The sequence below is a fragment of the Variovorax sp. P4_B10 genome (assembly GCF_056402375.1).
In genome coordinates this window covers 41,553-67,613 of record NZ_JBFUHN010000010.1, presented here as the reverse complement: position 1 = coordinate 67,613, position 26,061 = coordinate 41,553, and the positions used below count along the sequence as shown (strand labels likewise).

At 69.0% G+C, this 26,061-nt stretch carries 26 protein-coding genes; 7 read left to right on the top strand and 19 right to left on the bottom strand.

The genetic code is table 11. The features are described from left to right. Window positions 1-2 precede the first annotated feature (2 nt). Genes AC1DXX_RS07470 through AC1DXX_RS07460 form a run of 3 tightly spaced genes read right to left on the bottom strand, consistent with a single transcriptional unit; the run spans window position 3 to window position 2,829 of the window. Window positions 3-776, bottom strand: coding sequence for a hypothetical protein (locus AC1DXX_RS07470; protein WP_478133540.1), 774 nt, complete (start codon window positions 774-776; stop codon window positions 3-5). After that, window positions 766-1,770: a hypothetical protein gene (locus AC1DXX_RS07465; protein ID WP_478133539.1), complete on the bottom strand. Its 1,005-nt coding sequence runs from the start codon at window positions 1,768-1,770 to the stop codon at window positions 766-768. Before AC1DXX_RS07465 ends, AC1DXX_RS07470 begins: the two co-directional genes overlap by 11 nt. A gap of 33 nt (window positions 1,771-1,803) precedes the next feature. After that, window positions 1,804-2,829: a glycosyltransferase family 2 protein gene (locus tag AC1DXX_RS07460; RefSeq protein ID WP_478133538.1), complete on the bottom strand. Its 1,026-nt coding sequence runs from the start codon at window positions 2,827-2,829 to the stop codon at window positions 1,804-1,806. A gap of 96 nt (window positions 2,830-2,925) precedes the next feature. Between AC1DXX_RS07460 and AC1DXX_RS07455 the strand changes: the two genes are divergently transcribed. Next, a complete protein-coding gene (locus AC1DXX_RS07455; RefSeq protein ID WP_478133537.1) occupies window positions 2,926-4,263 on the top strand; it encodes a UDP-glucose dehydrogenase family protein in 1,338 nt (445 codons plus the stop codon). Here the strand turns inward: AC1DXX_RS07455 and AC1DXX_RS07450 are convergent. From AC1DXX_RS07450 to AC1DXX_RS07440, 3 genes are read right to left on the bottom strand one after another with little or no spacing between them, the layout of a single operon-like run. Then, window positions 4,249-5,388, bottom strand: coding sequence for a CaiB/BaiF CoA transferase family protein (locus tag AC1DXX_RS07450; RefSeq protein WP_478133536.1), 1,140 nt, complete (start codon window positions 5,386-5,388; stop codon window positions 4,249-4,251). The two genes, AC1DXX_RS07455 and AC1DXX_RS07450, sit on opposite strands and share 15 nt — an antisense overlap. A 22-nt stretch (window positions 5,389-5,410) precedes the next feature. Beyond that, window positions 5,411-6,394, bottom strand: a complete 984-nt coding sequence (locus AC1DXX_RS07445) for a Bug family tripartite tricarboxylate transporter substrate binding protein (RefSeq protein ID WP_478133535.1) — start codon at window positions 6,392-6,394, stop codon at window positions 5,411-5,413. Between the two features lie 25 nt (window positions 6,395-6,419). Next, entirely contained in the window at window positions 6,420-8,150 is a 1,731-nt protein-coding gene (locus AC1DXX_RS07440; RefSeq protein ID WP_478133534.1) for an acyl-CoA dehydrogenase family protein, read from the bottom strand. 90 nt (window positions 8,151-8,240) lie between these two features. Here AC1DXX_RS07440 and AC1DXX_RS07435 point away from each other — a divergent pair, with 90 nt between their 5' ends. Beyond that, window positions 8,241-9,143, top strand: coding sequence for a LysR family transcriptional regulator (locus AC1DXX_RS07435; RefSeq protein ID WP_478133533.1), 903 nt, complete (start codon window positions 8,241-8,243; stop codon window positions 9,141-9,143). Here AC1DXX_RS07435 and AC1DXX_RS07430 read toward each other — a convergent pair. The 6 genes from AC1DXX_RS07430 to AC1DXX_RS07405 form a co-directional block, all read right to left on the bottom strand. Further along, on the bottom strand, window positions 9,134-10,177 hold the full coding sequence (locus AC1DXX_RS07430) for a serine/threonine protein kinase (protein ID WP_478133532.1): 1,044 nt from the start codon (window positions 10,175-10,177) through the stop codon (window positions 9,134-9,136). The two genes, AC1DXX_RS07435 and AC1DXX_RS07430, sit on opposite strands and share 10 nt — an antisense overlap. A 34-nt stretch (window positions 10,178-10,211) precedes the next feature. Beyond that, window positions 10,212-11,330 carry a DUF2855 family protein gene (locus AC1DXX_RS07425; protein ID WP_478133531.1) on the bottom strand — a complete coding sequence of 373 codons (1,119 nt, stop codon included), beginning with the start codon at window positions 11,328-11,330 and terminating at the stop codon, window positions 10,212-10,214. A gap of 173 nt (window positions 11,331-11,503) precedes the next feature. Beyond that, window positions 11,504-11,929, bottom strand: coding sequence for an organic hydroperoxide resistance protein (locus tag AC1DXX_RS07420; protein WP_478133530.1), 426 nt, complete (start codon window positions 11,927-11,929; stop codon window positions 11,504-11,506). 83 nt (window positions 11,930-12,012) lie between these two features. Beyond that, complete coding sequence (locus AC1DXX_RS07415) at window positions 12,013-12,468, bottom strand: MarR family winged helix-turn-helix transcriptional regulator (RefSeq protein WP_478133529.1); 456 nt, start codon at window positions 12,466-12,468, stop codon at window positions 12,013-12,015. A gap of 324 nt (window positions 12,469-12,792) precedes the next feature. Next, on the bottom strand, window positions 12,793-13,635 hold the full coding sequence (locus tag AC1DXX_RS07410; RefSeq protein WP_478133528.1) for an ABC transporter permease: 843 nt from the start codon (window positions 13,633-13,635) through the stop codon (window positions 12,793-12,795). Between the two features lie 9 nt (window positions 13,636-13,644). Then, complete coding sequence (locus AC1DXX_RS07405) at window positions 13,645-14,622, bottom strand: ATP-binding cassette domain-containing protein (RefSeq protein ID WP_478133527.1); 978 nt, start codon at window positions 14,620-14,622, stop codon at window positions 13,645-13,647. Between the two features lie 89 nt (window positions 14,623-14,711). Here AC1DXX_RS07405 and AC1DXX_RS07400 point away from each other — a divergent pair, with 89 nt between their 5' ends. Together AC1DXX_RS07400 and AC1DXX_RS07395 are read left to right on the top strand one after the other, a co-directional pair. Then, entirely contained in the window at window positions 14,712-15,554 is an 843-nt protein-coding gene (locus AC1DXX_RS07400) for a hypothetical protein (RefSeq protein WP_478133526.1), read from the top strand. Further along, window positions 15,551-16,237: a hypothetical protein gene (locus AC1DXX_RS07395; RefSeq protein WP_478133525.1), complete on the top strand. Its 687-nt coding sequence runs from the start codon at window positions 15,551-15,553 to the stop codon at window positions 16,235-16,237. Before AC1DXX_RS07400 ends, AC1DXX_RS07395 begins: the two co-directional genes overlap by 4 nt. Window positions 16,238-16,245: 8 nt before the next feature. Here AC1DXX_RS07395 and AC1DXX_RS07390 read toward each other — a convergent pair whose 3' ends face one another. Continuing rightward, on the bottom strand, window positions 16,246-17,136 hold the full coding sequence (locus tag AC1DXX_RS07390; protein ID WP_478133524.1) for a LysR family transcriptional regulator: 891 nt from the start codon (window positions 17,134-17,136) through the stop codon (window positions 16,246-16,248). A gap of 111 nt (window positions 17,137-17,247) precedes the next feature. On the opposite strand from AC1DXX_RS07390, the gene AC1DXX_RS07385 reads away from it, so the two are divergent. After that, entirely contained in the window at window positions 17,248-17,904 is a 657-nt protein-coding gene (locus AC1DXX_RS07385) for a glutathione S-transferase family protein (RefSeq protein ID WP_478133523.1), read from the top strand. Further along, on the top strand, window positions 17,901-18,872 hold the full coding sequence (locus tag AC1DXX_RS07380; protein ID WP_478133522.1) for a flavin-nucleotide-binding protein: 972 nt from the start codon (window positions 17,901-17,903) through the stop codon (window positions 18,870-18,872). The genes AC1DXX_RS07385 and AC1DXX_RS07380 overlap by 4 nt, the downstream gene beginning before the upstream one ends. Window positions 18,873-18,887: 15 nt before the next feature. On the opposite strand, the gene AC1DXX_RS07375 is transcribed toward AC1DXX_RS07380, so the two are convergent. Further along, the gene (locus tag AC1DXX_RS07375) at window positions 18,888-20,075 is read right to left on the bottom strand and encodes a cytochrome P450 (protein ID WP_478133521.1); all 1,188 of its coding nucleotides are present in this window, start codon (window positions 20,073-20,075) and stop codon (window positions 18,888-18,890) included. Between the two features lie 82 nt (window positions 20,076-20,157). Here AC1DXX_RS07375 and AC1DXX_RS07370 point away from each other — a divergent pair, with 82 nt between their 5' ends. Next, window positions 20,158-20,865 carry an ArsR/SmtB family transcription factor gene (locus tag AC1DXX_RS07370; RefSeq protein ID WP_478133520.1) on the top strand — a complete coding sequence of 236 codons (708 nt, stop codon included), beginning with the start codon at window positions 20,158-20,160 and terminating at the stop codon, window positions 20,863-20,865. Window positions 20,866-21,218: 353 nt separating this feature from the next. Here the strand turns inward: AC1DXX_RS07370 and AC1DXX_RS07365 are convergent, their stop codons facing one another. From AC1DXX_RS07365 to AC1DXX_RS07345, 5 genes are all read right to left on the bottom strand, one after another. Further along, window positions 21,219-22,229, bottom strand: a complete 1,011-nt coding sequence (locus AC1DXX_RS07365; protein WP_478133519.1) for a Bug family tripartite tricarboxylate transporter substrate binding protein — start codon at window positions 22,227-22,229, stop codon at window positions 21,219-21,221. A gap of 100 nt (window positions 22,230-22,329) precedes the next feature. Then, entirely contained in the window at window positions 22,330-23,847 is a 1,518-nt protein-coding gene (locus AC1DXX_RS07360; protein WP_478133518.1) for an AMP nucleosidase, read from the bottom strand. 31 nt (window positions 23,848-23,878) lie between these two features. Then, window positions 23,879-24,775 carry a hypothetical protein gene (locus AC1DXX_RS07355; RefSeq protein WP_478133517.1) on the bottom strand — a complete coding sequence of 299 codons (897 nt, stop codon included), beginning with the start codon at window positions 24,773-24,775 and terminating at the stop codon, window positions 23,879-23,881. Window positions 24,776-24,780: 5 nt separating this feature from the next. Next, a complete protein-coding gene (locus tag AC1DXX_RS07350; RefSeq protein WP_478133516.1) occupies window positions 24,781-25,797 on the bottom strand; it encodes a DUF1444 domain-containing protein in 1,017 nt (338 codons plus the stop codon). 90 nt (window positions 25,798-25,887) lie between these two features. Next, on the bottom strand, window positions 25,888-26,010 hold the full coding sequence (locus AC1DXX_RS07345; RefSeq protein ID WP_478133515.1) for a hypothetical protein: 123 nt from the start codon (window positions 26,008-26,010) through the stop codon (window positions 25,888-25,890). Window positions 26,011-26,061 lie beyond the last annotated feature (51 nt).

Here is a 26,061-nt window from a genome sequence, read left to right as displayed (position 1 = left end):
AATCAGGCAGCCACGGGTCGCGCGCTGCCGGGGCGCAGGCGCAGGGCCAGGCCGGCGGCGTACATGCCCAGCGCACCGGTGATGCCGAAGCCGCGCTCGGTGTCGCGCACCTCGCGCATCAGCTGCGCCAGCCGTGCCTGCTCGTGCGGCGCCACGCAGCGCTGCAGCGTGTGGCTGCACAGGCGGACGTGGCGGTCTTCGTCGGCGAGCACGCGCGTGAGCAGCGGGTGCAGCGCGTGCTGCGGGCCGATCAGTGCGCAATGGCGCTGCAGGATGCGCGAGGCCATCTGCTCGGCACAGAGGCCGATGGCATAGGCCGGCACGAGCCCGCCGTGCGAGAAGTGCGGCGCATGGCGCCGGATCAGGCGCTGCCAGCGCGCGAGCTTGCGCCGGCTCAGCCAGTCGGGCTGCGATGCTTCCCCGGGCGCTTCCTCGAGAGATGCGGCCGCCTGCGCGCTGCCGCCGCGTTCGACGATGGCGTTGGCGAAGAGGCGTGCATGCAGCTGCTCGTCGGCCAGGTGCTGGTCGAGCTGGCGCGTGAGCCAGCCGGGCGCGCTGGTGCGCAGTTCGCGCTGCAGGGCCTGCTCGGACGATTCCTCGCCGACCAGGTAGAGGCGCAGCAGCAGCACTTCGCCGGCGCGGCTCGCGTGCATCTGGCGCAATGCGGCACGCTTGACGTGGTGCACCAGCCGGGCCTGCAGCGCCGGCCAGCCGCTCAGTTGCGGCGGCGCGAGGCACTCGAAGCCGGCCGCTGGCAGGGACGCGTCAGCGGCCATCGGCCTTGGCTTTCACGGGCTGCTGCTGTTGCTGCCAGCCCAGCACGAGGCCGATGAAGCTGTCCTGCAGGAAGGCGCGCGCCGATGCATCGGCCCCGGCGAATTCGCGCTGCTGTCCGTCGTACCGCACATAGCCCTTGCCGTTCGTGGCACCGAGCACGAGCTTCTCGTTCTTCTTGAAGCCGCGCTGCAGGAGCGGCTGCAACGCCGATTGCGATTCGAGGCCGAACAGGAACAGGTCGCGCTGCACCACCTCGCGAGGGATCTGCCCGCTCAGGGCCTGGAGCTCGAGCGTCCAGTTGCCCTGCTGCATGGCCTCGGCGAGCTGGAGTCCCTTGGCGGAAGGCGCATGGAAGCGCGCGCGCGCCACCGACTTCGAGGCCTTGCTCAGGCCGAGCCCGATGGTGATGTCCGCATCCTTCGCGCCGCCCGTGCGGTTGTCCTGGACCTGAACGAACTCGTTCGCAAGCCGCGCGGCGAGCGAAGGCTTGGCGAGCGTCTCGCTGATCTGCGCGGGCGTGAAGACCACGCGTTCGGCGCTCCCCTCGATCACCACGACCTGGTACGGATCGATCCGGATGTCGCTGAACTCGTCGCCGATGGGTGAATGCGCATGGCTGCTCACCGACCACGCGTTGCCCGAGCGGCTCAGGAGCGCATGGAAGGTCAGCGGCACGCGCTGCCCGCTGCGCGACTGGCCGGAGCCTTGCAGCAGCACATCGCCCACGATGGTCTTCTCGCCGTAGCTGCGCGGGTTGGCAAAGCGGATGGTGTGCGCGGCGCTGTCGAGCGAAGCGCGCGTGTCGGCGTCGTCGAGGGCCAGGCGGTTGCAGTCGTCGGCCGCCGCGAGCGCGCCGAACGGGCAGCCGCTGTCGGACTTGAAGTTGAAGACGCCGCGGCCGGTGAAGTCGGCTGCGGCGGCCGTGGCGCACAGGCCGGCGAGCGCAAGACCCCAGGTCATGCTGCGAAGGGAGAGCGATGGATGGATGCGCATGGTTTTGTTTGTTGTTGTTCTGTTCGAGTGCTGTCAGGGGCGGTGGTATGAGAGCGCCTGTGCATCGGCGTTCTCTCGGCCTGTCGTGTGCAAGCCGATGCCGCGCGCGAACGCACCCAGCATGTCGATGACCGAAAAGCCCACGATCAACGCCACGCCGGCCACCCAGCGCACGCCGCGCAGCGGCGGCAGGTCCTGGTGATTGAGCGCGCGCACGCTGAAGCCAAGCCGTGTGAACAGCACGCACAGCGGACCGATCGGCCCGCTCTTGGCCAGCCACTGCCAGCGCGCCGACACATAGCTGCGCAGCAGGTGCGGCGTGAGCGAATACGTGTCCTGCCCGCGCATCCACCGCAGCTTCAGCGCCTCGGCGCGCGTGTCGGGCAGGCGGTGCTCGGTGTGGGCCGCCGCCGCGTAATGGACCGGAACGCCCGCCGCCTTCAGCCGCATGCCCAGCACCTGGCAGTGCGCGCGGTACACGCCGGCCAGTGCCTGGTAGCTGTGCTGCTCGAACACATCGCGACGAAAGGCCACGTTGTTCGCGTAGAAGTTGCTCGTGGCGCCCGCATGGCCGGCGTTGGGGAAGTACATGAAGTCGATGGTCGTCAGCGCGGTGCCGACGATGTTGGCGGCATAGCTGGTGCGGCCGGCCACCACGGCGGGCGGGTCGGTGCGCGTGAACGGCAGGAGCATCTGCAGCAGCCAGTCGTCGGCGGGCAGGCAGTCGGCATCGGCGAACACCACGTGGTCGCAGCGCGCGGCGTCGGTGGCCGCGAAGCCGACGTTCTTGGCGTCGTAGTAGCCGGTGGCGGCATCGATGCGCACGAAGTCGACGGGGCGGCCCGCCAGCGCCGTCACGGCCTCGCACGATGCGGCGCTCAGGCCGTCGTGCGTGATGACCACCTGCGCCAGCGCCGTGAGCGGCAGTTGCTGCTTCGCCAGCAGGGCGACCAGGCGCTGCAGGCTCGTGCTGGCGGCGGCCTCGGCATCCGCTCCGCCGCGCAGGTTGTTGGTCTCCAGGACCAGCGCAGTGCGTGCGGCAACTTGATCGGGCATCATCGAATTTTCCTGTCCGGACATTGTTTTGAAGGCTTCCATCCTGCTTTTATCTCACAACCGCCGCCGCGGCCAGTGCCTTGAGCGGCGGGGGCACGCATGAAAGTGAGCATCTTCGGCGCCGGCTATGTCGGTCTGACCTTCGCGGCGTGCCTGGCCGAGGCGGGGCACGAGGTGCTCTGCGCAGACGCGGACGCCACCCGGATCGAAGGATTGCAGCAGGGCCGGATGCCGCTGCACGAGCCGGGGCTGGAGGCGCTGGTGGCGGCCGGCCTCGCCGCGGGGATGCTGCGGTTCACGGCCGACGAGCGTATCGCGAGCCTGCATGGGGAGGTTCTCTTCATCGTGGTCCATACGCCGGCCGATGCCGAGGGCCGTGTCGATCTCCAGCATGTGATGGCCGTCGCACGGAGCATCGGGCGGCATCGCGACCGCGATGGGCTGGTCGTCTGCAAGTCCACCGCCCCCGTCGGCACCGCGGAACAGGTCGAGGCCCTGTTGCAGGAGGTGCTCTCGCAACGCGGTGCGGCTCATCGCATCGCGGTGGCCGTGAACCCCGAGTTCCTGCGCGAAGGCTCGGCCGTGCGCGACTGCCGGCAGCCCGACCGTGTCGTGCTCGGTGCTGCAGACCCTGAAGCCATCGGCTTGCTGACCCGGCTCTACCGACCCTTCGTGCGCGACCCGAGGCAATTGCTGGCGATGGACCGCCGCTCCGCCGAACTCACCAAGTACGCCGCCAACGCGATGCTCGCCACCCGCATCAGCTTCATGAACGAGATGGCGCGCGTGGCCGAGCATGCGGGCGCCGACATCGAGATGGTGCGGCGCGGCATCGGCTCGGACCGGCGCATCGGCCCCGACTTTCTGCAGGCGGGCGCAGGCTACGGCGGATCGTGCCTTGCGAAGGACGTGCGGGCACTGCGGCATGCGGCCGACCGCGAGGGCCATGCGCTGCGCATCCTCTCGGCCGTCGAGGCCACGAACCACGAGCAGAAGGGCCGCCTGTTCGACCTGATGACGCACCATTTCGAGGGCAACATCGCGCACAAGACCATCGCCCTCTGGGGCCTGGCCTTCAAGCCCGACACCGACGACATGCGCGACGCGCCGAGCCTGGTGCTGCTGGAGCGCCTGTGGGCCGCCGGTGCGCGCGTGCGGGTCCACGATCCGGCGGCCATGCCGAATGCGCGCGCCATCGTCGGCGGGCGTGGCGACGTGCAGTGGTGCGACACGCCCGAGGCAACGCTGGAAGGCGCCGACGTGCTGGCGCTGGTGACCGAATGGCCTGCGTTCCGACGGCCCGATTTCGCACGCATCGCAAACGCCCTGAAAACGCCGGCGCTCTTCGACGGCCGCAATATCTATGACGCCGCCGAGGTCGAAGCCGCCGGCATCGCCTACTACGGCATCGGCCGCGGCCGTTCAGTGCTTCGCTGAATCGTCCGCGGGCAGGAACGCCGTGCCCGGCGTCAGCGGCGCATGCCGGTAGCTCGCGGGCGTGCGGCTCAGCTTCACCGGCGCGCCGATGCCGCGGTAGCCGCCTTCCATCTCGACCACCATCTCGCGGTGCAGCGTGTGCGGGTGCTGCAGCGCATCGGCCACCGGCAGCACCGGTGCGGCGGGCACGCCGGCTGCCATCAGCTGGTCGACCAGCGCACGCCCGTCGAAGGTGGCCATCGCCGCTTCGAGCCGCTGCTTGAGTCCGTCGCGATGCACCGAGCGCGCACCGGCCGTGCGGTAGAGCGGGTCGTCGGCCAGCTCGGGCAGGCCGATGCAGCGGCACAGGCTCGCGAACTGGCGGTCGTTGCCCACCGCCACGAACACCGGGTCGGTGCCGGTGGCCAGCGCGTCGTAGGGGTAGATGTTGGGATGCGCGTTGCCCGTGCGGCGCGGCGCCGTGCCATCCATGAACCAGTTGGCCGCATGCGGATGCAGCAGCGAGAGGCCGCTGTCGTACAGCGCTGCTTCGACGAACTGGCCGCGCCCGCTGCGCTGGCGCTCCTGCAGCGCGAGCAGCACGCCGATCACCGCGTTGAGCCCGGTCACCATGTCGACCACCGGCAGGCCCACGCGCAGCGGTCCGCCATCGGCTTCGCCGTTGATGCTCATGATGCCGGTCATGGCCTGCACCGCGGCGTCGTAGCCGGGCAGCGCACCCAGCGGGCCGTCGGCACCGAAGCCCGAGACGCGGCACCACACGAGGCGCGGAAAGCGCTGCGACAGCGTCTCGTAGCCGATGCCCCAGCGCTCCATCGTGCCGGTCTTGAAGTTCTCGATCAGCACGTCGGCCTCGGCCACCAGCGCGAGCAGCGCCTCGCGGCCTTCCCCGGTGGAGAAATCCAGGTGCTGCACACGCTTGTTGCGGTTGAGCCCGTGGTAGTAGGAGGCCACGCCGTCCTTGAAGGGCGGGCCCCAGGTGCGCGTGTCGTCGCCCTGCGGCGGCTCCACCTTGAGCACGTCGGCGCCGTGGTCGCCGAGGATCTGGCCGCAGTACGGGCCGCCGAGGATGCGCGAGATGTCGAGGACGCGGATGCCCGCGAGGGCGCCTTGGGCAGATGTCATGTCGATCTTCCGTATTTCGCGATCAGTCGAGCTGCGCGCCCGACTTCTTCACGACGTCCTTCCACTTGGCCGATTCGCTCGCGATGAACTGGCCGAGCTTCTGCGGCGAGGTGTCCGCCGAGGCTTCGAGTCCCTGTGCCGCGAACATCTGCTTGACCTTCGGCGAGTTCAGCACTTCGGCAAATGCATGGTTGAGCTTCGTCACACGGTCTGCCGGCGTGCCGGCCGGTGCCACGATGCCGAAGAACACGCTCACGTCGTAGCCCTTGAAGCCCTGCTCCGAGATCGTCGGCACATCGGGCAGCGCCTGCGAGCGGGCGGCCGTCGCCACGCCCAATGCGCGCAGCTTGCCGGCCTTGACGTAGGGCAGGGCGGTGAGGATGTCGGTGAAGGTCATGCTGACCTGGTTGCCGAGCAGGTCGTTGAGTGCGGGGCCGGTGCCCTTGTAGGGAATGTGCTGCAGGTCGGTGCCGGCCACCGAGTTGAACAGCACGCCCGCGAGGTGCGACGAGGCGCCGTTGCCCGACGAGGCGTAGCTGAGCTTGCCGGGGTTGGCCTTGGCGTATGCCACCAGCTCGCGCACGTCTTTCACCGGCAGCGCCGGGTTCACCACCAGGATGTTCGGCAGGTAGCCGACCTGGATCACCGGCGCGAAGCTCTTCGCCGGGTCGTAGTTGACCTTGCGGTAGAGGCTTGCGTTGATGGCGAGCGGGCCCGAGGTGCCGAACAGCAGCGTGTGGCCGTCGGCTTCGGCGCGCGCCACGTACTCGGCGCCGATGTTGCCGCCGGCGCCCGCGCGGTTCTCCACGATCATGGGCTGGCCGAGGCGGTCCTTCATCTCGGCGGCCAGCGTGCGCGCCATCGCGTCGGTCGGGCCGCCGGGCGGGAAGGGCACGACCAGCATCAGGGGCTTCGAGGGGAAGGGGGCCTGGGCCTGCGCAATGGGTGCGCTCAAGAGCGCGGCGCAGGCCGTGACGGCGGCGAAGAAGTGGGTGAGGTGTCGCAAGGTGATGTCTCCGTTGTTCTGTGAATCAGGCGTTGGCTTCGGCGGCGTGCGTTGCGGTGTCGTTCCAGTCCGCGGGCATGGCGTCGGGCGCGAGCGGGTCGCGCGGCAGAACGCGGTGCAGCAGCACCAGCTGGGCCCAGCGCAGGCGCGCGGCCGAACCGGTGCCTGCGGCCTCCCACGCCATCGCGATGGCGCTGGTGCAGTGGTAGAGCGCCGAGGCGGCCTGGCGCGCCAGCACATCGCCGCCTTCGCGTGCTGCGGTCTCGGCCAATGCGGCGGCACGGGCCAGCGCATCGCGCAGCGCCTTGGCGAAGGCGGGTGGCAGCGCCGCGTCGCCGAGCAGCTTTTCGCAGTGCGCGCGCAGCACCGGCAGCGAGCCCTCGCGCTTCACGGCGCGGATCACGTCCAGCGCCACGATGTTGCTCGTGCCTTCCCAGATCGAGCCCAGGTGCGCATCGCGCACGAGGCGCGGATCGCTCCATTCCTCGATGTAGCCACAGCCGCCGCGCACTTCCATCGCGTCGCCCGTCACCTTGCGTGCATCGCGGCAGGCGCGGAACTTGATGAGCGGCGTGAGGATGCGCAGCAGCGCATAGGCGTCGGCCTCGTTGGCATCGGAGCGGGCCAGCGCCAGTGCGGTCTGGCACACCATGGTGCGGGCCTGCTCGGACGGCAGGCGCAGCTTGTCGAGCTGGCGCTGCATCAGCGGCATCTGGTCGAGCGTGCGGCCGAAGGCGCGGCGCTCGGAGGCGATGTACTCGGCCTCGGCCACCGCGCGGCGCATCAGGCCGGCGGCGCGCACGCCGTTCGACAGGCGCGAGTTGTTCACCATGTCGGCCATCTGCACGAAGCCGCGGCCTTCCTCGCCGACGAGCCAGGCGACCGCGCCTTCGAGCCGGATCTCGCCGCTGGCCATGGAGCGCGTGCCCAGCTTGTCCTTCAGGCGGATGATGCGGTAGTGGTTGAGGCTGCCGTCTTCGAGCCGGCGCGGCAGCAGGAACAGCGACACGCCCTTCATGCCCGTCGCGCCGCCCTCGGCGCGCGCGAGCACCATCGCGAAGTCGGCGTCGGGGTTGGAGCAGAACCACTTGTCGCCGGTGATGCGCCAGCGGCCGTCGGCCTCCTGCCGCGCCATCGTCGCGGTGGCCGCGATGTCGGAGCCCGCGGCCTGCTCGGTCATGAACATCGCGCCCTGCGCGAGTTCGTCGAAGTCGAGCGAGGTCAGGCGCGGCAGGAAGCGCGCGACCAGCCCGGGGCTGCCGAACTTCTTGAGCGTGCGCGTGAGCGAGTCGGTCATCGAGACCGGGCAGCACAGGCCGAACTCGGCCTGCACGAACAGGTAGGTCAGCACGTACTTGACCAGCGGCGGCATCTTGCCCTTCCAGCCCAGCGTCTCGTCGCGGTGCGAGATCGCGGCCAGGCCGAATTCGCTGAGCGCGAGGCGCTCCATCTCCACGTAGGCCGGGTGCTTGATCACTTTCTGCTCGTCGAGCCCGGTGCGGGTGCGCTGCTTCAGCGTGGGCGGGTTGCGGTCGGCGGTGCCGGCCAGTTCGTCGAGCAGGCCGCCCGCGAGGCCGCCGAGGCGCTCGAAATGCGGCCGCATGTGGCGCCGCAGGTCTTCGGGCAGGTAGAGCGCGAGCAGGGCGTGCAGCTCGAGGTCGGCCGTGAAGAGGTTCTGCCCGTGGCGGTCGGGAATCGGATGGGCGTGCGCGGCTTCTGGCGCGGCGGTTGCGGCGGTGGCGTCGTTCTGGGCCATGCGTTTGTCTCCTGGTTCGCCGCATTGTTGAAGCCACGACGATCTGTGTCTAATATCGAATTGGTCTTGTTCGATTCGATTTGCCTATTCATGGAATTGCGACACCTGCGCTACTTCTCCGTGCTGGCCGAGGAGCTGCACTTCGGACGCGCCGCGCGGCGCCTGTCGATCTCGCAGCCGCCCTTGTCGGTGGCCATCCGCCAACTCGAGGAATCGGTGGGCGCGCGGCTGTTCGAGCGCAACAGCAAGGAGGTGCGGCTCACGCAGGCGGGCGAGGCGCTGCGCATCTCGGCGCGGCGGCTGCTGCAGCAGGCGGAAGAGGCCGCGCTGGAGGCGCGCGATGTGGCCGCGGGCTCGGCGGGCCGGCTGCGCATCGGCTTCGTGGGTGCGATGCTTTACCGGGGGCTGCCGCAGGCGCTGCGCGCCTTTCAGGCGAAGCACCCGGCGGTGCGTGTCACCTTGAGCGAGCTCAACTCCGGCGTGCAGATTGCCGAGTTGCTGAACGACCGTCTCGATCTCGGCTTTGCCCACACGCACCGCGTGCCGCCCGAATTGCAGCACCGGCTGCTGCTGTCGGAGCCCTTCGTCTGCTGCCTGCCCGCGGGCCACGCACTGGCGCGCAAGCGTGTGCTGGCCCCGGCCGACCTGCGCGACCAGCCTTTCGTGCTGTTCTCGCGCGAAGCCTCGCCTGATTACCACGAGCGCATCCTGTCGATCTGCGCCGACGCGGGCTTCCTGCCCGAGGTGCGGCACGAGGTGCGCCACTGGCTGGCCGTGGTCTCGCTGGTGTCGCAGGGCATGGGCGTGGCGCTCGTGCCGCAGGCGATGCGGCATTCGGCCTTGCGTGGAGCGGTGTTCCGGCCGCTCGACCGGGCGGTGGTGCAGTCGGAGGCCTACGGTGTGTGGCGCACCGGGCCGCCGAACGTGCTGGTCGAACGGCTGCTGCAGGGCGTGGCGGAGAGCCTCGCGGCTGCCGCCGAGCCTCAGGCGTAGAGGGGCTCCTCCGCCATCTGCTCGCACTGGTCTTCCAGCACGAGAATCTGCCCCTTCCAGTAGTCGCTCGACCCGAACCACGGGAAGTTGATCGGGAAGATGGGGTCTTCCCAGCGGCGCGCCAGCCACGCGCTGTAGTGGATGAGCCGCAGCGTACGCAGCGGCTCGATCAGTGCCAATTCGCGCCGGTCGAATTCGCGGAACTGCTCGTAGCCGTCGAGCAGGCCCGACAGCTGCGAGGTGCGCTGCGCACGGTCGCCCGACAGCAGCATCCAGAGGTCTTGCACCGCAAAGCCGGTGCGGGCGTCGTCGAGGTCGACGAAGTGCGGGCCGCCGCCGGGGCGGTCGGTGGGCGTCCACAGGATGTTGCCGGGGTGCACGTCGCCGTGCAGGCGCAGCTTGCGCGGCTTGAAGTCGGAGGCCGGCGGCTGCAGCGCGAGGGCGGTCGCGCGGACCATGTCCAGCGCCTGGTTGCAGATCTTTTCCCAGTCGCGCTGCATGTCGAGCGGGATCTTGTCGTTCTCCAGCAGCCAGTCGCGCGAATCGAGGCCGAAGGTCTGCAGATCGAGCGCGGGGCGGGCCTCGAAAGGCTTGGCGCTGCCCACGGTGTGGATGCGCGCCAGAAAGCGGCCCACCCATTCGAGCACCTCGAAGTTGTCGAGCTCGGGCGCACGGCCGCCGCGGTAGGGGCTCACGCTGAAGGCAAAGCCGGCGTGGTAGTGCAGGGTCTTGCCGTCGAAGGCCAGCGGGGCCACGGCCGGCACCTCGGCTGCGGCCAGTTCGAGCGAGAAGCCATGCTCTTCGAGGATCTCGGCCTCGCTCCAGCGCCCGGGGCGGTAGAACTTGACCACCACCGCCGGATGCGGGGCCGGGTCTTCCAGGTACACCTGGTAGACCCGGTTTTCATAGGAATTCAGGCCGGTGAGCCGGCCGTCGCCGTGCAGGCCGAGCGTCGTGAGCGCGTCGAGCACCACGTCGGGCGTGAGGCTCTCGTAAGGATGTGTGTTGGCGGGCGCTGCGGGGGAAAGGGTCATGCAGCGATTGTCGCTACCCCCGCCCCTTTCGCTGTTACAGCCCGCCGGGTTGTTTGTAAAGCGAAAGGATATGCCCGATGCGCGGGTCGCCCTTGCCGGCCAGCACCTGCGCGTAGGCCGCCTGCACGGCCTCGCCGCCGTGGTGGCGCTCGGCACGCAGCCAGGGGTTCTTCGCGTCGGTCACCGTGGCGAGGAAGTCGTGCCAGGCGGCCACCATGCGCCGGCCGAATTCGTCGGCGCCCCATTCGGCGGTGCGCTTCTTGATCTGCGCCGGCGCAAAGAACAGCGTGGCGCGCGGGCCCGGCAGGTCCTTGCCCGCGCCCTTGGACGCGAGCTGCTCGACGTGCGTGCCGCCGATCGAGCAGCTGTACTTGAGGTTCGCGAAGCGCCCGTGGATGGCATTGCGCAGCTCGCCGTTGCCGGCGAAGTCGACGTAGACGCAGGGCGTGTCGGCCGCGATGGTGCCGAGCGCGTCGTAGGTCACCACGCGGTCGTAGCAGCCCAGGCTCTCGCAGAAGGCCACATTGGCGGGCGAGGTCAGGCCGATCACTTCGATGCCTTTTCGCTGGTGCAGCTGGAACGCCGTGCCGTAGGCCGTCTTGCTCGATGCGCTCGACAGCAGCAGGGTGTTGGCGCCGAAGAAATCGTTGTCGGCCATGAAGTCGTCGATCAGCCACGAGGTGATGAACAGCGGGCGCAGCAATGCCTGCAGGTCTTCGGTGTCCGCGGTGTAGAGCGGATCGGCATTGCAGCGGAAGTACTGGTTGTAGACCGCGGGCAGTTCGGCGCGGTGCGGGGCGGCGTCGGTGAAGCGCGCGGGCGAGAGGCGGTCGGGGCTCAGCACCGCGCTCGACGACATCGGCCAGTAGCCGTAGAGCCGTTCGCCCACCGCCACGCCGGGGTGCAGCGACTGCACCACGCTCGCGAAGCCCCATACCGGGATGCTGCCCCAGCCCTCCTCGCCGGAGGGGAAGAACTGCCAGTAGCTCATCGCATCGCCGAAGGCGGCGTAGGTGATGTTGTTGGAGGTGAGCGCAAAGCTGTCGATGCGCACGCGCACCTGGCCATCCGTCAATGGCTGGTCGGTGGTGGTGCTCAGGCGCGTGGTGGGGAGCTGGTCCTTGCGGATGAGGAAGCTGGTGGTGGTGCTCATGGTGTCGATCTCCACGGTGGTGTGAGTTTCGGGGGGCTTGCGGCACATTAGCCAAGCTTGATGAAAGGCGCTATCGCGTTGTTCCTTTTCGCGTCACTCGTGAGACAACGGCGGCCATGAAAAAAGCGCCCCGGCTTGTGGCCGGGGCGCTCCTTGCTGCGCTGGGCGCGGAATCAGACGATCGTGAGTTCGACGTCGATGTTGCCGCGGGTTGCGTTCGAGTAGGGGCAGACCTGGTGAGCCGCGTCGACCAGCTTCTGCTTCTGGTCCGCGTCGAGGCCGGGCAGCGTGATCGCCAGCTGGACCGAGATGCCGTAGGCGGCGCCGCCGTTCGTCGGGCCGAGGGAAACCTTCGAGTCGATCGCCACGTCTTCGGGCACCTTGACGCCGATCTTCGGGCCGACGGCCTTCATCGCACCGATGAAGCAGGCGGCGTAGCCGACCGCGAACAGTTGCTCGGGGTTGGTGCCGGGCTTGCCCGAGCCGGGCGAGCTCAGCTTGACGTCGATGGCGCCGTCGCTGGACTTGCCGGCGCCGTCACGGCCGCCGACGGTGTGGGCTTCTGCGGTGTAGAGCACTTTGTCGAGCTTGGTGGTCATGGTGATTCCTTTGATGATGGAGGGAGGGTTGGAAATGCTTCTCTCTTTTTCGATCGAAGCGGGGAGAAAACCTGGGGTGCCTGTCAGGCCGCTTTCTTGATGCGGTCGCGCAGGGCCTGGATCTGCTGGGTGAGCGAAATCAGTTCGGGCACCGAGCACTGGGCGGCGGCCATCAGGCACTCGGGCACGTTGGCGGCACGAGCCTTGAGCTTGCGGCCGGCGGCGGTGAGGGTGATGTGCACGCGGCGCTCGTCGGCGACGTCACGCACTCTGGCGACGTAGCCGTTGGCTTCGAGCCGCTTGAGCAACGGGGTGAGCGTGCCGGAGTCGAGCGAGAGGCGTTCGCCGAGCTCGGAGACCATGGGGCCGTCCTGCTCCCAGAGGGCGAGCATCACGAGGTATTGGGGGTAGGTGAGCTGCAGCTTTTCCAGCACCGGCTTGTAGAGGCGGGTCATGGCCAACGAGGCGGAATAGACCGCGAAGCAGAGCTGGTTGTCCAGCTTGAGCATGTCGTCGGTGGATACGGTGTGGGAGCGCATGGACTGAATTGTAGCGAACAATTAAATTGCGTGCAATGTAATTTGAAAACATCCATTTTTGGTTTCCCACCGCGCTGGCGCTTGACCCGCATCGCATGAGACTGGAACGAAGGCTGGGGTTGTTGTTCGGGGTGCGTGCACAGGACACCGGGTACTCCCCTCCGCGAATGTCCCCCGCTTCGCTCCTCCTTTATTTCGCTGCGGGGAGCACCCGGTGCCCTGCGCACGAGGGCACGCTGCTGGTTTGCGGCCGATCAACAAGTGCTCTGAGCGATCACACCGTCGACGCGATCGCCGCTCCGGCGACCCGCATTCCTCAAGGCTTCAGCCTCGAAACCGCTTGCGGGTCAGTGCCAGCGCAATCCAGAACGCTGCGACCGCATACACGGCCAGCACGGCCGCATGCAGCCACCAGTCGGCCGGCCACTGGTCCATGAAGAGCGGCCGCACCAGCGCCACCGCATTGGTCAGAGGCAGCCACGCCGCCACGGCCCTCACCGCCGAAGGCAGCTGCTCGAGCGGAAAGAACACGCCGCTCAGGAACATCATCGGCGTCATGAACAGCGTGAAGTAGTAGGTGAAGAAGTCGTAGCCCTTCGCCAGCGCATTGAAGATCAGCGCGATCGACGAGAAGGTGATGCCGGCCCCGATGAGCACCATCCACGCGACCACCAGCTTCGGGCTGTGGCTGATGCCCAGGCCGAGCATCACGAACAGGATCGCCGTGACCGTGAAGATCGATTTGAAGGCGGCCCACAGCATCTCCGCCAGCACGATGTCGTCCAGACCGACAGGCGCATTCATGATGCCGTCCCAGGTCTTCTGCACATGCATGCGCGAGAAGGCCGAGTAAAGCGCCTCGAAGCTGGCCGCATTCATCGCGCTCATGCAGATCGACCCGCTGGCCAGGAACAGGATGTAGGGCACCTTCACGCCGTCCACCGACACCTGCCCCACCAGCGCGCCCATCCCGTAGCCGAAGGCCACGAGCCAGATCAAGGGCTCCGCGATGTTGCCGATCAGGCTGGGGATCGCGAGCTTGCGCCACACCAGCAGGTTGCGCAGGAACACGGGCCACCAGCGCAGCGAGATTTCTGGCGGACGCCACACGGAAGGCGGGGGCGGTGCTGCCACTGCTGCAGCCGTGGTTGCGGTTGTCGTATTCATGGTCCGGGCCTAGCCGTCTTCACGGATCTGCCGACCCGTGAGCTTGAGGAAAAGGTCTTCGAGGTTCGCGGGCCGATGGAAGGTGCGCAGGCCGCTGTGCCGCGTCAATGCATCGAGCAGGCGCCGCGCATCCTGCGTGTAGAAGAACACCGTCTCCCCGCTCACCTCCACACGCGCCGCCATCGCCTTGAGTTCGGGCGATTCGGCCAGCGACAGTGCGCCGTTGCCATACACCTCGACCACATCGGGCTCCAGGTGCTCGGCGATCAGGTCGCGCGGCCGTCCTTCCGCGATCTTGCGGCCATGGTCGAGCACCAGCAGGCGGGAGCACAGGCGCTCGGCCTCGTCCATGAAGTGCGTGGTCAGGAGGATGGACTTGCCTTGCTGCAGCAGGACCTGCAGCCGCTCCCACATCAGGTGCCGCGCCTGCGGGTCGAGCCCGGTGGTCGGCTCGTCGAGCAGCAGCAGCTTGGGGTCGTTCACCAGCGCACGGGCCAGCGACAGCCGCCGCCGCATGCCGCCCGACAGCTCGCCCGGCCTCGCATCCGCCTTGTGCGAGAGCGCCGCGAACTCCAGCAGCTGCGGCACGCGCTCGCGCACATGCGCCTTGCTGAAACCGAAGTAGCGGCCGTACACCACGAGGTTCTCGGCGCAGCTGAAATCGGGGTCGAGCGTGTCGAACTGCGTGACCACGCCGAGCTGCGCCTTGATGGCCAGCGCATCGCGCGGCATCTGCAGGCCCAGCGCGGAGATGTCGCCGCCGTCGGGCGTGGTGAGGCCCAGGCACATGCGGATCGTGGTGGTCTTGCCGGCCCCGTTCGGGCCGATCACGCCGAGGCACTCGCCGGGCGCGATCTCGAACGACAGGTCGTCGACGACCGTGGTGTCGCCGTAGCGCTTGTGGAGGTGGCTGGCGTGGAAGAGGGGCGTGGAGGACGAGGAGGGCACGCAGGCATTCTGACGCAGGCCCGCCGCGCCTGCCGCCATCGCTTCAACCGATGGACAACCCGCGCCTGTAGCGAGCAGTTCCCGGCACAATCGACGCCCGGTTGCATATTGCGGGGGGAGGCCCAAAGATGCTGCGTTTCCTGTTGGCGCTGTCGGTGGTCCTGCTGCTCGGCGCCTGCGCGCAATTCCATCGGCCGCTCGCGGCGGCGGACCGGGCGAAGGTCCGGGAGGTCGATGTGCGGGTGGTCGTCGCGCAGGAGAGCTTCATGTTCTCGGCGCAGGCGCCCGGCGTGAGCGCCGCCACCGGCGGCGGCCTGATCGGCGCGCTGATCGATTCGTCGGTACAGCAGTCGCGGCAGAAGGACATGAGCGCCGAGGTACAGGCCACCGTCGGTCCCCTGCTCGATTACGACTACCGCGTCGAAGCCGCCCGGGCGTTCGCCGAGCTGCTGGCCGAGCCGACGTCGTTCCCCTTGAAGATCGCGTCGTCCCAGGTTCTCGCAGGCATGCCGCTCAAGGCCGAGCAGGAGGCCCGCATCGCCGCCACGAAGACCGGTCCCGCCTACATGGTGCTGCTGTTGCAGTACGCGCTCGAGCCCGGGCTCGGGGCCTTCACCACGCGAACGTCGGCCTTTCTCTGGCAGGCCGGCAACAGCGAGCCCTCGTACCGTTCCGCCACGATCTTCCAGACCCCGGTCGGCGGCGGCACCCGCGCCACGGTCGTCCGGCGGCTGACCGCCAACGACGGCCAGGCGCTCAAGGCCGTCATGCGCGATTCGGTGAAGCAAACCCTGCATGTGCTGGGAATGGACCTCGCCGGTGCCCGCTCCGGCGCGATCAGGACCTCCCGCTTCAACGTCAACGGGTCGTGGGTCACCCTGGCCGGCCAGAGCTTCGACGAGCAGCCCGGTCGCGTCGTGTTCCGCGACCAGGACGGCGCGATGTACACGGTCCGGAGCACCGCGCCATGAAGCCGCAACAACAACAACGCGCCGCCATGGCCGCCGCAGCCTTGTCCGCGCTCTGCGCCATGCCCGGCATCTCGCACGCGCTGACCGAGAGCGAGCCGCTGAGCATGGTCTATGAACAGGCGCCGGAGCCGGCGCAGCGCCCCAACAGCCCACCGGTCGAATCCCTTCGGGTCGCGCCGGGCTGCACGCTCTACCTTCCGAAGATCGAGGACACCCGCAGCAACAAGGCGAATGCCGGTAACCTGACCCTGATGATGCCGACCGTCCATGCCACGCCGAGGTCGGTGCAGTCGCTCAGGAGCGGCGATGCAGGGGCATGGACACGGGACGCGCTGCTGTCGGCGAAGCGCTACGGGTTCGGGACCGTCGCGGGCGCACCGGCTTCGCCCGATGCCGCACGGCAGGTCACGGCCGAGGTGGCGCTGCGCCTCGCGCATGCCTGGTCCGCGGGGCTCAACCTCGTTTCGCACGTCGTGCTCGAGGTGAGCTATCGCCTGCCCGGCGGCGCGGTCGTCTCGCGCCAGTACCACGGCATGGGCACGCGCACCAACTGGGCCAGCGGCAATGGCGAGTTCATGGCGGCGCTGAACCTCGGCATCGAAGAGGCGGTGCGCGGCATGTCGACGGACGCCGCGGCGTTGTGCGAGGGCAAGCCGCTGCCTGCGTCCGCCGCCGTGCTGTAGCTGCGCAGCTACATCCGCAGTCCGGTGAACTCGGACTTCATCCAGTCGATGAACGCCCGCGTACGGGCCGGCAGCAGCCGTGCGTTCGGATAGATCACGCTCACCGGCCGCGGCGGCGGTTCGAAGTCCTCCAGCACCAGTTTCAAGCGTCCTTGCGCCACAAGCGGCAGCACCTGGTACGAGAAGAAGGTGCCGAAGCCCATGCCCGCGGCGCAAGCCTCGATGGCGGGTGCAAGGTGGTTGAACTCGAGGCGGTTGCTCGGCGTCACGCTGAGGGTCTTGCCGCCCTCGTGGAACGTCCACTGCGGTGGCGCGTCGATGCGGCCGCGCACGCAGGGTGCGCCATCGAGGTCGCGCGGATGCTGCGGCGTGCCGTGGCGCGCCAGGTAATCGGGGCTTACTGCCACCACGCGCCGGATGGTGCCGAGCGTCTGGGCCACGAGCGACGAATCCTGCAGCGGGCTGATGCGGATGCCGACATCGATGTTTTCCTCCAGCAGGTTCACCGTGCGGTCGTACAGCAGCACGCTGCAGCGCACCTTGTCGTAGCGCTTCATGAAGCGGGTGATGGCGGGCGCCACGTACATGTGGCCGAAGAGCACCGGCGCGGTGATGGTGAGCAGGCCCGCAGGCTCGCGGGCCTCGGCCGTGAGCGCGAGGTCTGCGGCGTCGGCCGCGAGCAGCACTTCGCGCACGCTGGGCAGGTAGTTGCGGCCTTCCTCGGTGAGCGACAGGCGCCGCGTGGTGCGGTGGAACAGGCGCACGCCCAGGTGCGCCTCGAGCGCGGCGAGCGAGCGCACCACCGCGGGCAGCGAACTGCCGAGCGCCTCGGCGGCGCGGGTCAGGCTGCCTTGCTCGGCAATCTGCACGAAGGTTTGCATGGCCTTGAAACGATCCATGCCGCAATTAAACCGGAAAACGCAGTATTCAAATCCAAAAATGGCTATTCATTCATTTGTTGCAAGAGAGAAGAATGGGGGCTGCACCCCAGCCATTTCAAAGGACGCCCCATGAACACCGTTGCCAACCGCCCCGCACAACCCATCAAGCTCTACGGCAGTGCCATCTCGGGCCATGTGCACCGGGTGCGGCTGTTTCTCTCGATGCTCGGCCTGCCCTTCGAGGTGATCGAGCTCGACCTGCGCCAGCGCGCCAACCGCACGCCCGAGTTCCTGGCGCGCAACCCCTTCGGCCAGGTGCCGGTGATCGAGGACGGCGATGTGACGCAGGCCGATTCCAATGCCATCCTGGTCTACCTCAACGAACGCTATGCACCCGACCCGGCGCGCTGGATGCCGCGCGATCCGGTGGGCGCGGCGCGGGTGCAGCGCTGGTTCTCGGTGGCGGCCGGACCGCTGGCCAGCGGCCCTGCTGCCGCGCGCGTCATGGCGCTGTTCGGCCTGGCCGCCGATCCGACCGAGACGGTGACGCGTTCGCACGCGCTGCTCTCGGTGATGGAGATGCACCTGGCGCAGCAGCCCTTTCTGGCCGGCCCGTCCGCCACGCTGGCCGACATTGCGAACTACGCCTACGTCGCGCATGCGCCCGAAGGCCGCGTGTCGCTCGAACCCTATCCGCATCTGCGCGCCTGGCTCGCACGCGTGGAGGCCTTGCCTGGTTTCGTGCCGATGGTGCGCACGCCGGTCGGACTGGCGGCAGTTGAATGATCGCCGCGCCATTCCACGCCGGCGAGCGCGCGCTGCAAGTGCAGGCCGGTTCGCGCGAACAGATGGCGGCCGCAGGGCCGCGCGTGATCCGCGACTACATGCCCGATCAGCACCGCGAGTTCTTCGCGCAATTGCCGTTCCTCGTGGTCGGCAGCCTCGACGCCAACCTGCAGCCCTGGGCCAGCGTGCTCGCGGCGCCCGCAGGCTTCGCGCATTCACCCGATGCGACGCACCTGCGCATCGACGCGCTGCCGGCGGCCGGCGATCCGCTGGCCGGCCAGCTCGCGCTGGGCGCTTCGCTCGGCCTGCTGGGCATCGAGCCGCACACGCGGCGGCGCAACCGCATGAACGGCACGGTCGCGTCGCTCGACGCCGCAGGCTTCATGGTCGAGGTGCAGCAGAGCTTTGGCAACTGCCCGAGGTACATCCAGGCGCGGGAGCCCGTGTTCGAGGCCGCGCGCTACGACAGTCCGCCCGTGCAGCGGCTCGACGCGCTCGACCTGGCGGCGCAGCGGCTCATCGGCAGCGCAGACACGCTTTTCATCGCGACGGCGTATCCCGAAGGCGCGGCGGCCGGCGACGATGCCGATGCGAGGTCGCATGGCGTCGACGTATCCCATCGCGGCGGCCGTCCGGGTTTCGTCCGCGTCGATGAGGGTGGCGTGCTCACCGTGCCCGACTTCAACGGCAACCGCTTCTTCAACACGCTGGGCAACCTGATGGCCCATCCGCGCGCGGGCCTGCTGTTCATCGACCACGACAGCGGCGAGCTTCTCCACGTGGTGGCCACGGCGGAGGTCGTGCTGGACGGCCCCGAGCTTGCCGGGTTCGAAGGCGCCGAGCGCCTGCTGCGGCTGCATGTCGAACATGCGCTGCGCCGCCCGGGCGCGTTGCCGTTGCGCTGGGGCGATGCGGAGCTGTCGCCGCACCTGGCGCGCACGGGGATCTGGGCCCCCGCGCGCACCTGAACGCCTTCGGCCCCGTCAATGGAAGGCGGGAATGCGCCCGTTGACCGAGGGCCGGTAGTTCCAGCCGCGCGCCCGCACCGCATCCAGGTCGGGCGTGCGGCGCAGCACCGCTTCGAGCCCCGCGGCGGCCAATGTGCAGGCCAGTGCCTGGCCCGGGCAGGCGTGCATGCCGTGGCCGAAGCCCAGCATGCGGCGCCGTGCGCGCACGAGCATGAAGCGGTCGGGGTCGGGGTTGAAGGCCGGGTCGCGGTTGGCTGCGGCCAGCACCAGCAGCACCGCATCGCCCGCCGCCAGCGTCGTGCCCGCGATGGTGACGGGTTCGGCCGCGAAGCGGCGCGTGTTGTGGACCGAGGGGTCGTACCGCGCCGTCTCTTCGACGATGGCCTGCAATCCGTCGTGCGTTCGTGCAGCTTCACGCAGCGAAGGCTCGCGCATCACCGCGATGAGGCTGTTGCCCAGCAGGCCCGCCGTCGCGTCGCAGGTCTGCGAGAGCAGCCCGACGAGGTTGGCGAGCAGTGAGCGAGAGAGCGGCGGCGCGCTGGCTGCACTCTCCGCCAGCACGGCCGCGAGCAGCGTTGCGTTGCGTGGCGGCGCGCTGGCGGTCAAGGCCTGGAACCGCGTCATGAGTTCACCCGCCGCAGCGCTCGCACCCTGCAGCTGGTCCGCCGTGGAGAGCGGCGACAGGCAGGCGACGAAGTCGCGCATCCAGCGGTCCACCTGCGGCAGCGCCTCGTCGGCAAAACCGAGCAGGTGCGCGACCGCCTGCACGGGCATGGAGAACAGCGCGTCGGACAAGGGCTGCACCGGCACGTCGTGCGCGATCTGCAGGGCGGCCGCGCGGACGGCATCCAGGTCCAGCCCGGCGAGTGCACGCTGCAGCGCGGGCCGGTGCGCCTGGTGCGCCGCGCCGTCGTTCATGCGCACGAGGTGGCCGAACACCTCCCCGGCCGCGCTGCCCGCCATGGCGCGCGGCACCGGCTCGGCCGCCGGCCGCACGCGCAGCGCACCGTGCGCGAGCAGCACCGACTCGATGACGTCCGCGCGGCTCGCGACCCACAGGCGCAGCTTCTCGTTCCACACGAGCGGCGGACCCGCGCGAAGCTCGGCGTAGCAGGGATAGGGGTCGGCATGCGTGACGGCCGCGACCGGGTCGATGGGCATGTCGGCGGGCATGCCGGCGGAGGAAGTGGGGCTTGGGTTCATGGCCGCAGTGTGCAATCGAAGCCGCCACCACACTTCGCCGGCGAACGAAGTGTCGATTGCGGCAGCGTCTTACGATTGGCGCATGGACGCGACCTCTTCTTCATCCTCATCGCCGAACGCGGATTTCCAGCTCGCCCGCCTGGCCGGCGCCATCGCCGAGCCGGCACGGGCCCGCATGCTGAACTGCCTGATGGACGGCCATGCGCGCACGGCGACCGAGCTCGCCACCGTCGCCGAGGTGGCGGCCTCCACGGCGAGCGCGCACCTCGCGCGCCTGAAGGAAGAGCGGCTGGTCGAGCTGCTGGTGCAGGGCAAGCACCGCTACTTTCGCCTCGCCGGCGACAACGTCGCGGCCGCGCTCGAAAGCCTGATGGTGGTGGCCGGCGCGCCGCGTGCCGCGGAGTTCAAGCCGAGCACGCCGAGCCGCTTGCGCACCGCGCGCACCTGCTACGACCACATGGCCGGCACGGCCGGCGTCGCGCTGCACGACCGGCTGCATGCCCAGGGCTGGCTCAGCGGCCTGCAGAGCGGTTCGTACGAGCTGACGTCCCAAGGCGCGATCGCGCTGGAAAGCCTGGGCGTCGAGGTCGATGCGGTGCGCCGCTCGCGGCGGCGCTTTGCCTGCGCTTGTCTCGACTGGAGCGAGCGCCGTCCGCATCTGGGCGGCGCGCTCGGTGCCGCCTGGCTTCAGTTGTCGCTGCGCCGCGGCTGGGTGCGGCAGGCGCTCGACGGGCGGGAACTGGCGCTCACGCCCAAGGCGCTGCGTGAGATGCCTGAGCTGTTTGCCTGAAGGCCGTCGTCAGAGCCTGTTCGCGAGGCGGATGCCTGTCGGTGAGTTGCTCGGCCCGTTCGGGGCGCGTGCACAGGCCACCGGGTGCTCCCCTCCGCGAATGTCCCCCGCTTCGCTCCTCCTTTATTTCGCTGCGGGGAGCACCCGGTGCCCTGTGCACGATGGACGCAGCGCTTGTGCGAGCCGATCAACGACTGCTCTGAGCGATCACGCCGATGGGGTGCCCTGCGCRGCGAAATAAAGGAGGAGGCATGCGGCCTTAGGCCGCGCCGGGGGACATTCGCGGAGCAGGGCACCCCGTCGGCGTGATCGCGCCCCGAACAGCAGCACCCCAGCGCAGCCCCAACAGACTCTCAAGCTTTGAGCTTGAGCAGATAGATCATCGGCCCGGCCATCGCCAGGTCCAACTCGAGGAAGCTTTCGAAATCCTTGCCCGCCATCCAGAACGCATCCCAGTTGTTGCGCTTGATGGTCTTCTGCCAGACGTCCGCCCCCGTGGCGCGGCGCACGGCTTCGAGCAGCACGGCCTTGCGGTCGGCGGGCACCTTCTTGCCGGTCAGCACGCCGCGCCAGTTGGCGAGGTCGGCGTCCACGCCCTGCTCGCGCACCGAGGGAATGCCGAGGAAGGGCCGCTTCGACGACACGCCGATCGCGCGCAGCTTGCCGCTGGCCAGCCCTTCGCTGAATTCGCTGTAGCCGGAAATGCCGGCCACCGCCTTGCCCGTTTCCAGCGCCTCGACCACCTGCGCGCCGCCGGAGTACGGCTGATAGACCAGGCCCGCGGCGTTGCCGGCCACGCGCGCCAGCATGCCCGCGTACATGTGGTCGACGCCGCCGGCCGAGCCGCCGGCGATGACGGTCTTGGCCGCATCGGCGCGCAGCTGGGCGATCAGGTCCTTGGGCGTCTTGACGGGCGAGTCGGCCTTGACCGCCACCACCTCGTAGTCGCTGGTGAGCCGCGCCACCGGAGCGACCTGCGCCATGGTGACGGCGGGCTTCTGCAGCGCCACCGCGCCGACCATCACCATGCCGCTCATCAGCAGGGTGTCGGGGTCGGCATCGTATTTCTCGACGTACTTGGCCAGGCCGATGGTGCCGCCCTTGCCGCCGATGTTCTCGTAGACCACGTCGCCCGCCGCACCCGAGGCGAGCAGTGCCGCGCCGAGCGCACGGCCGGTCTGGTCCCAGCCGCCGCCTTCGTTGGCCGGGATGACGATGCGCAATTTGGAAACGAGCTGTGGCTCGGCGGCGCCGGCCGGCCGGGACCACAGGGCGGCATGCCCGGCGCCAGCGGCGGCCACTGCCCCTGCCATCCATGCGCTGAACTGGCGGCGAGAAAGGCTCGCAGGCAACGATCTAGGCATTTTGTTTCCAGTTGTTCAAAAAGGTAACCGGATGATGTCCGCGAAATGTGCCAGCCGCCTACGCGGGAAAGTAGGTGAAAACCCTAGGAAATGCCAACTATTACTGAAAAGCGACCTCCGCGAAGCTGCGCAGCTTGCGGCTGTGCAGCCGGGTCGAGCCTTCTTCGCGAAGGATGTCGATGGCCCGCATGCCGATGCGCAGGTGCTGTTCCACGCGTTCGCGGTAGAAATGGTTGGCCATGCCGGGCAGCTTGATCTCGCCGTGCAGCGGCTTGTCGCTCACGCACAGCAGGGTGCCGTAGGGCACGCGGAAGCGGAAGCCGTTGGCTGCGATGGTTGCGCTTTCCATGTCGAGCGCCACCGCCCGGCTCTGGCTGAAGCGGCGCTGCGGCTGGTTGCCGGGCAGCAGCTCCCAGTTGCGGTTGTCGGTGCTGGCGACGGTGCCGGTGCGCATGATCTTCTTGAGGTCGGGGCCTTCGTAGCGGGTGATGTCGGCCACGGCCTTTTCGAGCGCGAGCTGGATCTCCGACAGCGCCGGAATCGGCACCCACAGCGGCAGCTCCTCGTCGAGCACATGGTCCTCGCGCACGTAGGCGTGGGCCAGCACGTAGTCGCCGAGCTGCTGCGTGTTGCGCAGGCCCGCGCAGTGGCCCAGCATCATCCAGGCATGCGGGCGCAGCACGGCGATGTGGTCGGTGATGGTCTTGGCGTTGGCCGGACCCACGCCGATGTTCGTCATGGTGATGCCGCTGTAGTCCTCGCGCACCAGGTGGTAGGCCGGCATCTGCGGCAGGCGCGGCGGCGCGGTGCCCTGGCTGCCGTCGAACAGGTGGGCGAAGGTCTCGCTCGTGCCGGCATCCATCCCGCGCCGGCGCGTGATCACGTTGCCGGGCTCGATGAAGGCGATGTATTCGCTGTTCTCGTCGGCCATGGCCTCGTGGCCCAGGCGCACGAATTCGTCGATGTAGAACTGGTAGTTGGTGAACAGCACGAAGTTCTGGAACCACTCGGGCGCGGTGCCGGTGTAGTGGCGCAGGCGGTGCAGCGAGTAGTCGACCCGCGCGGCCGTGAAGAGCGACAGCGGCTGCGCCTCGCCGTCGCGCGCCTCGAAGGTGCCGTTGGCGATGCCGTCGTCCATCACGCCCAGGTCGGGCAGGTCGAACACGTCGCGCATCAGCGCGCGGCGGTCTTCGCTCATCGTGCCTTCGATGTGGTCGTTCTCGGCGAAGGAGAAATGGATCGGGATCGGCTGCGTGCTGGTGCCCACCTCGAGCTCGACCTGGTGGTTCTCGAGCAGCAGGCGGAACTGGTCGAGGTAGTAGCGCGAGAACAGGTCGGGCCGCGTCAGCGTGGTCTCGTAGCGGCCCGGTCCGGCCACGAAGCCGTAGCTCAGGCCCGCGTTGGCCGGCGGCGTGTGGCGCGAGACGGTGTGGGTGTGCACCCGCACGAAGGGGTAGCAGGCCCGCACCCGGCCCGGCAGCGCCTCCCCGGCCACGAAGCGCAGCATCGACTCGCGCAGGTGGGCGATTCCGCCCTGGTAGATGGCCTTGACCTGGTCGAGTGCGGCGGCGGCGTCGGTGAAGCGGGCGGGAGCGACGAAAGTGGGCATGTAGGGCATGTCGGCATTGTGCAACGCCTGCCCGATCCGATCAGCCGATATCGCGGTGAAAGTCGCCGCGCAAATACTGGCGCAGCAGCGAGCCCGCCATGGCCGGTTCACGCTGCAGCATCAGCTGCATCTTGCGCAGCACGATGTCGCAATAGGTGGCCGGATTCGCTTCGCGCCACGGGCGGTCCTTGGTGCGGCCCGCGTCGTCGCCGAACTCGCCCTTCGCCTGCTCCTGCACCAGGCGGTACTCGGTCTGGAGCGCCTGCAGGTCGACACGCGGATCGGTGCGAACCGTGTCGCGGCGCATGCCTGCGTCAGCGGAGGCGTACACATCCGCAACCGCCTGCAGGAAGGCCGCAGCGCCGGCGTCGTTCAGCACCCGCTCCGACAGCGGATGCGGCACGCCCGGCTCGGGATACAGCGTGCGGAGGCACTTCTGCGGATCGGCCGCCTTCATCTGCTGCAGCGTGTCGCGCATGACGTGCGCCCATGCCACGGCCGTGGCCTGGTCGACGAAGCCCAGCCGCTCGCGAACCAGTGTCGCGAACAGGGGGCGAATGCGCACGAAGGCGTCCTCGAGCTTCACCCCGCTGCCGACTTCGCTGGCCAGCGCCGCCTGTACCTTGGCCGCATCGCTCGGCGCATATTTCAGGATGGCTTCGTAGGCGGGGTTCGCACTCAGCTGTTCCCGGACCTTGACCTCGGGATTGATGCGCGACTGGATCGAAGGCAGCCGGCTGATGCCCCAGGTCGCCGCCGCGAAGATCGCGAGGAACAACAGGAACTGCCGCACCAGGCTGCCGTCCTCGGGCGCCTGGTCCCGGTTCGCGATGCCCACCACGACGCCGGCGACCAYGGCGCACACGGGCAGCATCAGCAACACCAGGGAATAGCTCAGCCACAGGCTGAACTGCTGGCCGGAAGGGATGGAGAACATGTTCGTCACGATGCCTTCGCACCCAGCGGGCCCACCCGCCACCCGTTGGCGCGCAGCAGCCGGTTGGTTTTCGAGCTCAGGTAGACCAGCGCGACCAGGTTGGCCAGCGGCACGAAGGCCAGCACCATGAAGAGGACCTTGTCCGAGGTGCCCCGGCCCAGCCCCGAGCAGATGCGCACGATGCCGAACAGGCTCGCCACCGCCGTCGCGATGTACAGCGCCGAGGCGATCAGCGGCGGGATCGATCCTCCCCGCGCGGCGGCCGACAGGACGAAGTTCGCGATGAGGCAGTAGATGACGGTCTTCTGGCCGCTGGCGACGAGCGACAGCGACAGCTCCTGTTCGTCGTACAGGTCGTCGGATTCGCGGGCCGGCTGGCGGCTGGCCGGCCTGGCGCGGCCTCCCGCGGCGGCGGTGGGCGCAGGCGCCTCGGCGGGCAGGGCGCCAAGAACTTCCCAGCCGCGCGCGCCGAAGATGTACAGAAAATTCGATACCCGGTGCTCGCCTGCCRCATGGTGCAGGCGTGAAGCCATGCGCGCGAGTTCTTCCGTCGCGGCGCTGTCGCCGGCATCCGCGAAGAACAGGCTGCCGCGCCGCGGGATGGCCGCGACCACGCCCTTGGGAAAGGCCTGCAGCTGCGTGCGCCAGAAGCCGCGGTCCAGCATGTAGCTGGCGTCGGTGTCCATGTCGCCGCGCCCTGCGAATTGGTAGACGCCCTGGCCAAACAGCGCGGGCTTGGGCGCGCCGCGCGCGCGGCGCGTGTTCACGGCCACCTGCGGCATCGCGAGCTGCGGCGTCAGGTTCAGGCGCACCAGGTCGCCCTGCTTGACGATGGCGTTGGTGCCATCGGAGGCGGTGAACATGAAGCGCAGCTGCATGTCGCCGAGGTAGCCATAGACGGCCGGTGCGTCGTCGCCGCTGGTTGCCGGAGCGCCCAGCTGCTCGGTGCGCTGTTCGCTCCCGCTGGCGCGTTGGAAGGCGACCGACAGGCTTTCGCGCAGGCGCAGGGCGGAAACGCTCATGACAGGAACCTCGGGGCGAATGGGTTGGAGATTTTTTGGGCCGCGCGCATTGTGCCCAATCCGGTTCCCCGGGCCGTTGCCGGCCGCGACTCAGCCGAGCAGCGAGGCCAGCACCTTGGTGAGCATGTCGTTCACGTCGGCCGCCTGCACCGCGCCTGCCGGCGTTCGCGGCGTTTCGCGAATGGCTGACGGACGAAGGGGCTGGAGTCGCACGGTGCGGACGCATGAAGCACCGGTCTTCGTTAATCTCTGCAGCTGAACAAC

Excerpts from the sequence above, each read along its gene's own strand:
- AC1DXX_RS07470 (WP_478133540.1), bottom strand. The coding sequence starts at position 776 with ATGGCCGCTGACGCGTCCCTGCCAGCGGCCGGCTTCGAGTGCCTCGCG.
- AC1DXX_RS07395 (WP_478133525.1), top strand. The coding sequence starts at position 15,551 with ATGAAGCCGCAACAACAACAACGCGCCGCCATGGCCGCCGCAGCCTTG.
- AC1DXX_RS07365 (WP_478133519.1), bottom strand. The coding sequence starts at position 22,229 with ATGCCTAGATCGTTGCCTGCGAGCCTTTCTCGCCGCCAGTTCAGCGCA.
- AC1DXX_RS07435 (WP_478133533.1), top strand. The coding sequence starts at position 8,241 with ATGGAATTGCGACACCTGCGCTACTTCTCCGTGCTGGCCGAGGAGCTG.
- AC1DXX_RS07400 (WP_478133526.1), top strand. The coding sequence starts at position 14,712 with ATGCTGCGTTTCCTGTTGGCGCTGTCGGTGGTCCTGCTGCTCGGCGCC.
- AC1DXX_RS07430 (WP_478133532.1), bottom strand. The coding sequence starts at position 10,177 with ATGACCCTTTCCCCCGCAGCGCCCGCCAACACACATCCTTACGAGAGC.
- AC1DXX_RS07380 (WP_478133522.1), top strand. The coding sequence starts at position 17,901 with ATGATCGCCGCGCCATTCCACGCCGGCGAGCGCGCGCTGCAAGTGCAG.
- AC1DXX_RS07415 (WP_478133529.1), bottom strand. The coding sequence starts at position 12,468 with ATGCGCTCCCACACCGTATCCACCGACGACATGCTCAAGCTGGACAAC.
- AC1DXX_RS07385 (WP_478133523.1), top strand. The coding sequence starts at position 17,248 with ATGAACACCGTTGCCAACCGCCCCGCACAACCCATCAAGCTCTACGGC.
- AC1DXX_RS07390 (WP_478133524.1), bottom strand. The coding sequence starts at position 17,136 with ATGGATCGTTTCAAGGCCATGCAAACCTTCGTGCAGATTGCCGAGCAA.
- AC1DXX_RS07460 (WP_478133538.1), bottom strand. The coding sequence starts at position 2,829 with ATGATGCCCGATCAAGTTGCCGCACGCACTGCGCTGGTCCTGGAGACC.
- AC1DXX_RS07420 (WP_478133530.1), bottom strand. The coding sequence starts at position 11,929 with ATGACCACCAAGCTCGACAAAGTGCTCTACACCGCAGAAGCCCACACC.
- AC1DXX_RS07370 (WP_478133520.1), top strand. The coding sequence starts at position 20,158 with ATGGACGCGACCTCTTCTTCATCCTCATCGCCGAACGCGGATTTCCAG.
- AC1DXX_RS07440 (WP_478133534.1), bottom strand. The coding sequence starts at position 8,150 with ATGGCCCAGAACGACGCCACCGCCGCAACCGCCGCGCCAGAAGCCGCG.
- AC1DXX_RS07360 (WP_478133518.1), bottom strand. The coding sequence starts at position 23,847 with ATGCCCTACATGCCCACTTTCGTCGCTCCCGCCCGCTTCACCGACGCC.
- AC1DXX_RS07425 (WP_478133531.1), bottom strand. The coding sequence starts at position 11,330 with ATGAGCACCACCACCAGCTTCCTCATCCGCAAGGACCAGCTCCCCACC.
- AC1DXX_RS07450 (WP_478133536.1), bottom strand. The coding sequence starts at position 5,388 with ATGACATCTGCCCAAGGCGCCCTCGCGGGCATCCGCGTCCTCGACATC.
- AC1DXX_RS07410 (WP_478133528.1), bottom strand. The coding sequence starts at position 13,635 with ATGAATACGACAACCGCAACCACGGCTGCAGCAGTGGCAGCACCGCCC.
- AC1DXX_RS07405 (WP_478133527.1), bottom strand. The coding sequence starts at position 14,622 with ATGGCGGCAGGCGCGGCGGGCCTGCGTCAGAATGCCTGCGTGCCCTCC.
- AC1DXX_RS07375 (WP_478133521.1), bottom strand. The coding sequence starts at position 20,075 with ATGAACCCAAGCCCCACTTCCTCCGCCGGCATGCCCGCCGACATGCCC.
- AC1DXX_RS07465 (WP_478133539.1), bottom strand. The coding sequence starts at position 1,770 with ATGCGCATCCATCCATCGCTCTCCCTTCGCAGCATGACCTGGGGTCTT.
- AC1DXX_RS07455 (WP_478133537.1), top strand. The coding sequence starts at position 2,926 with ATGAAAGTGAGCATCTTCGGCGCCGGCTATGTCGGTCTGACCTTCGCG.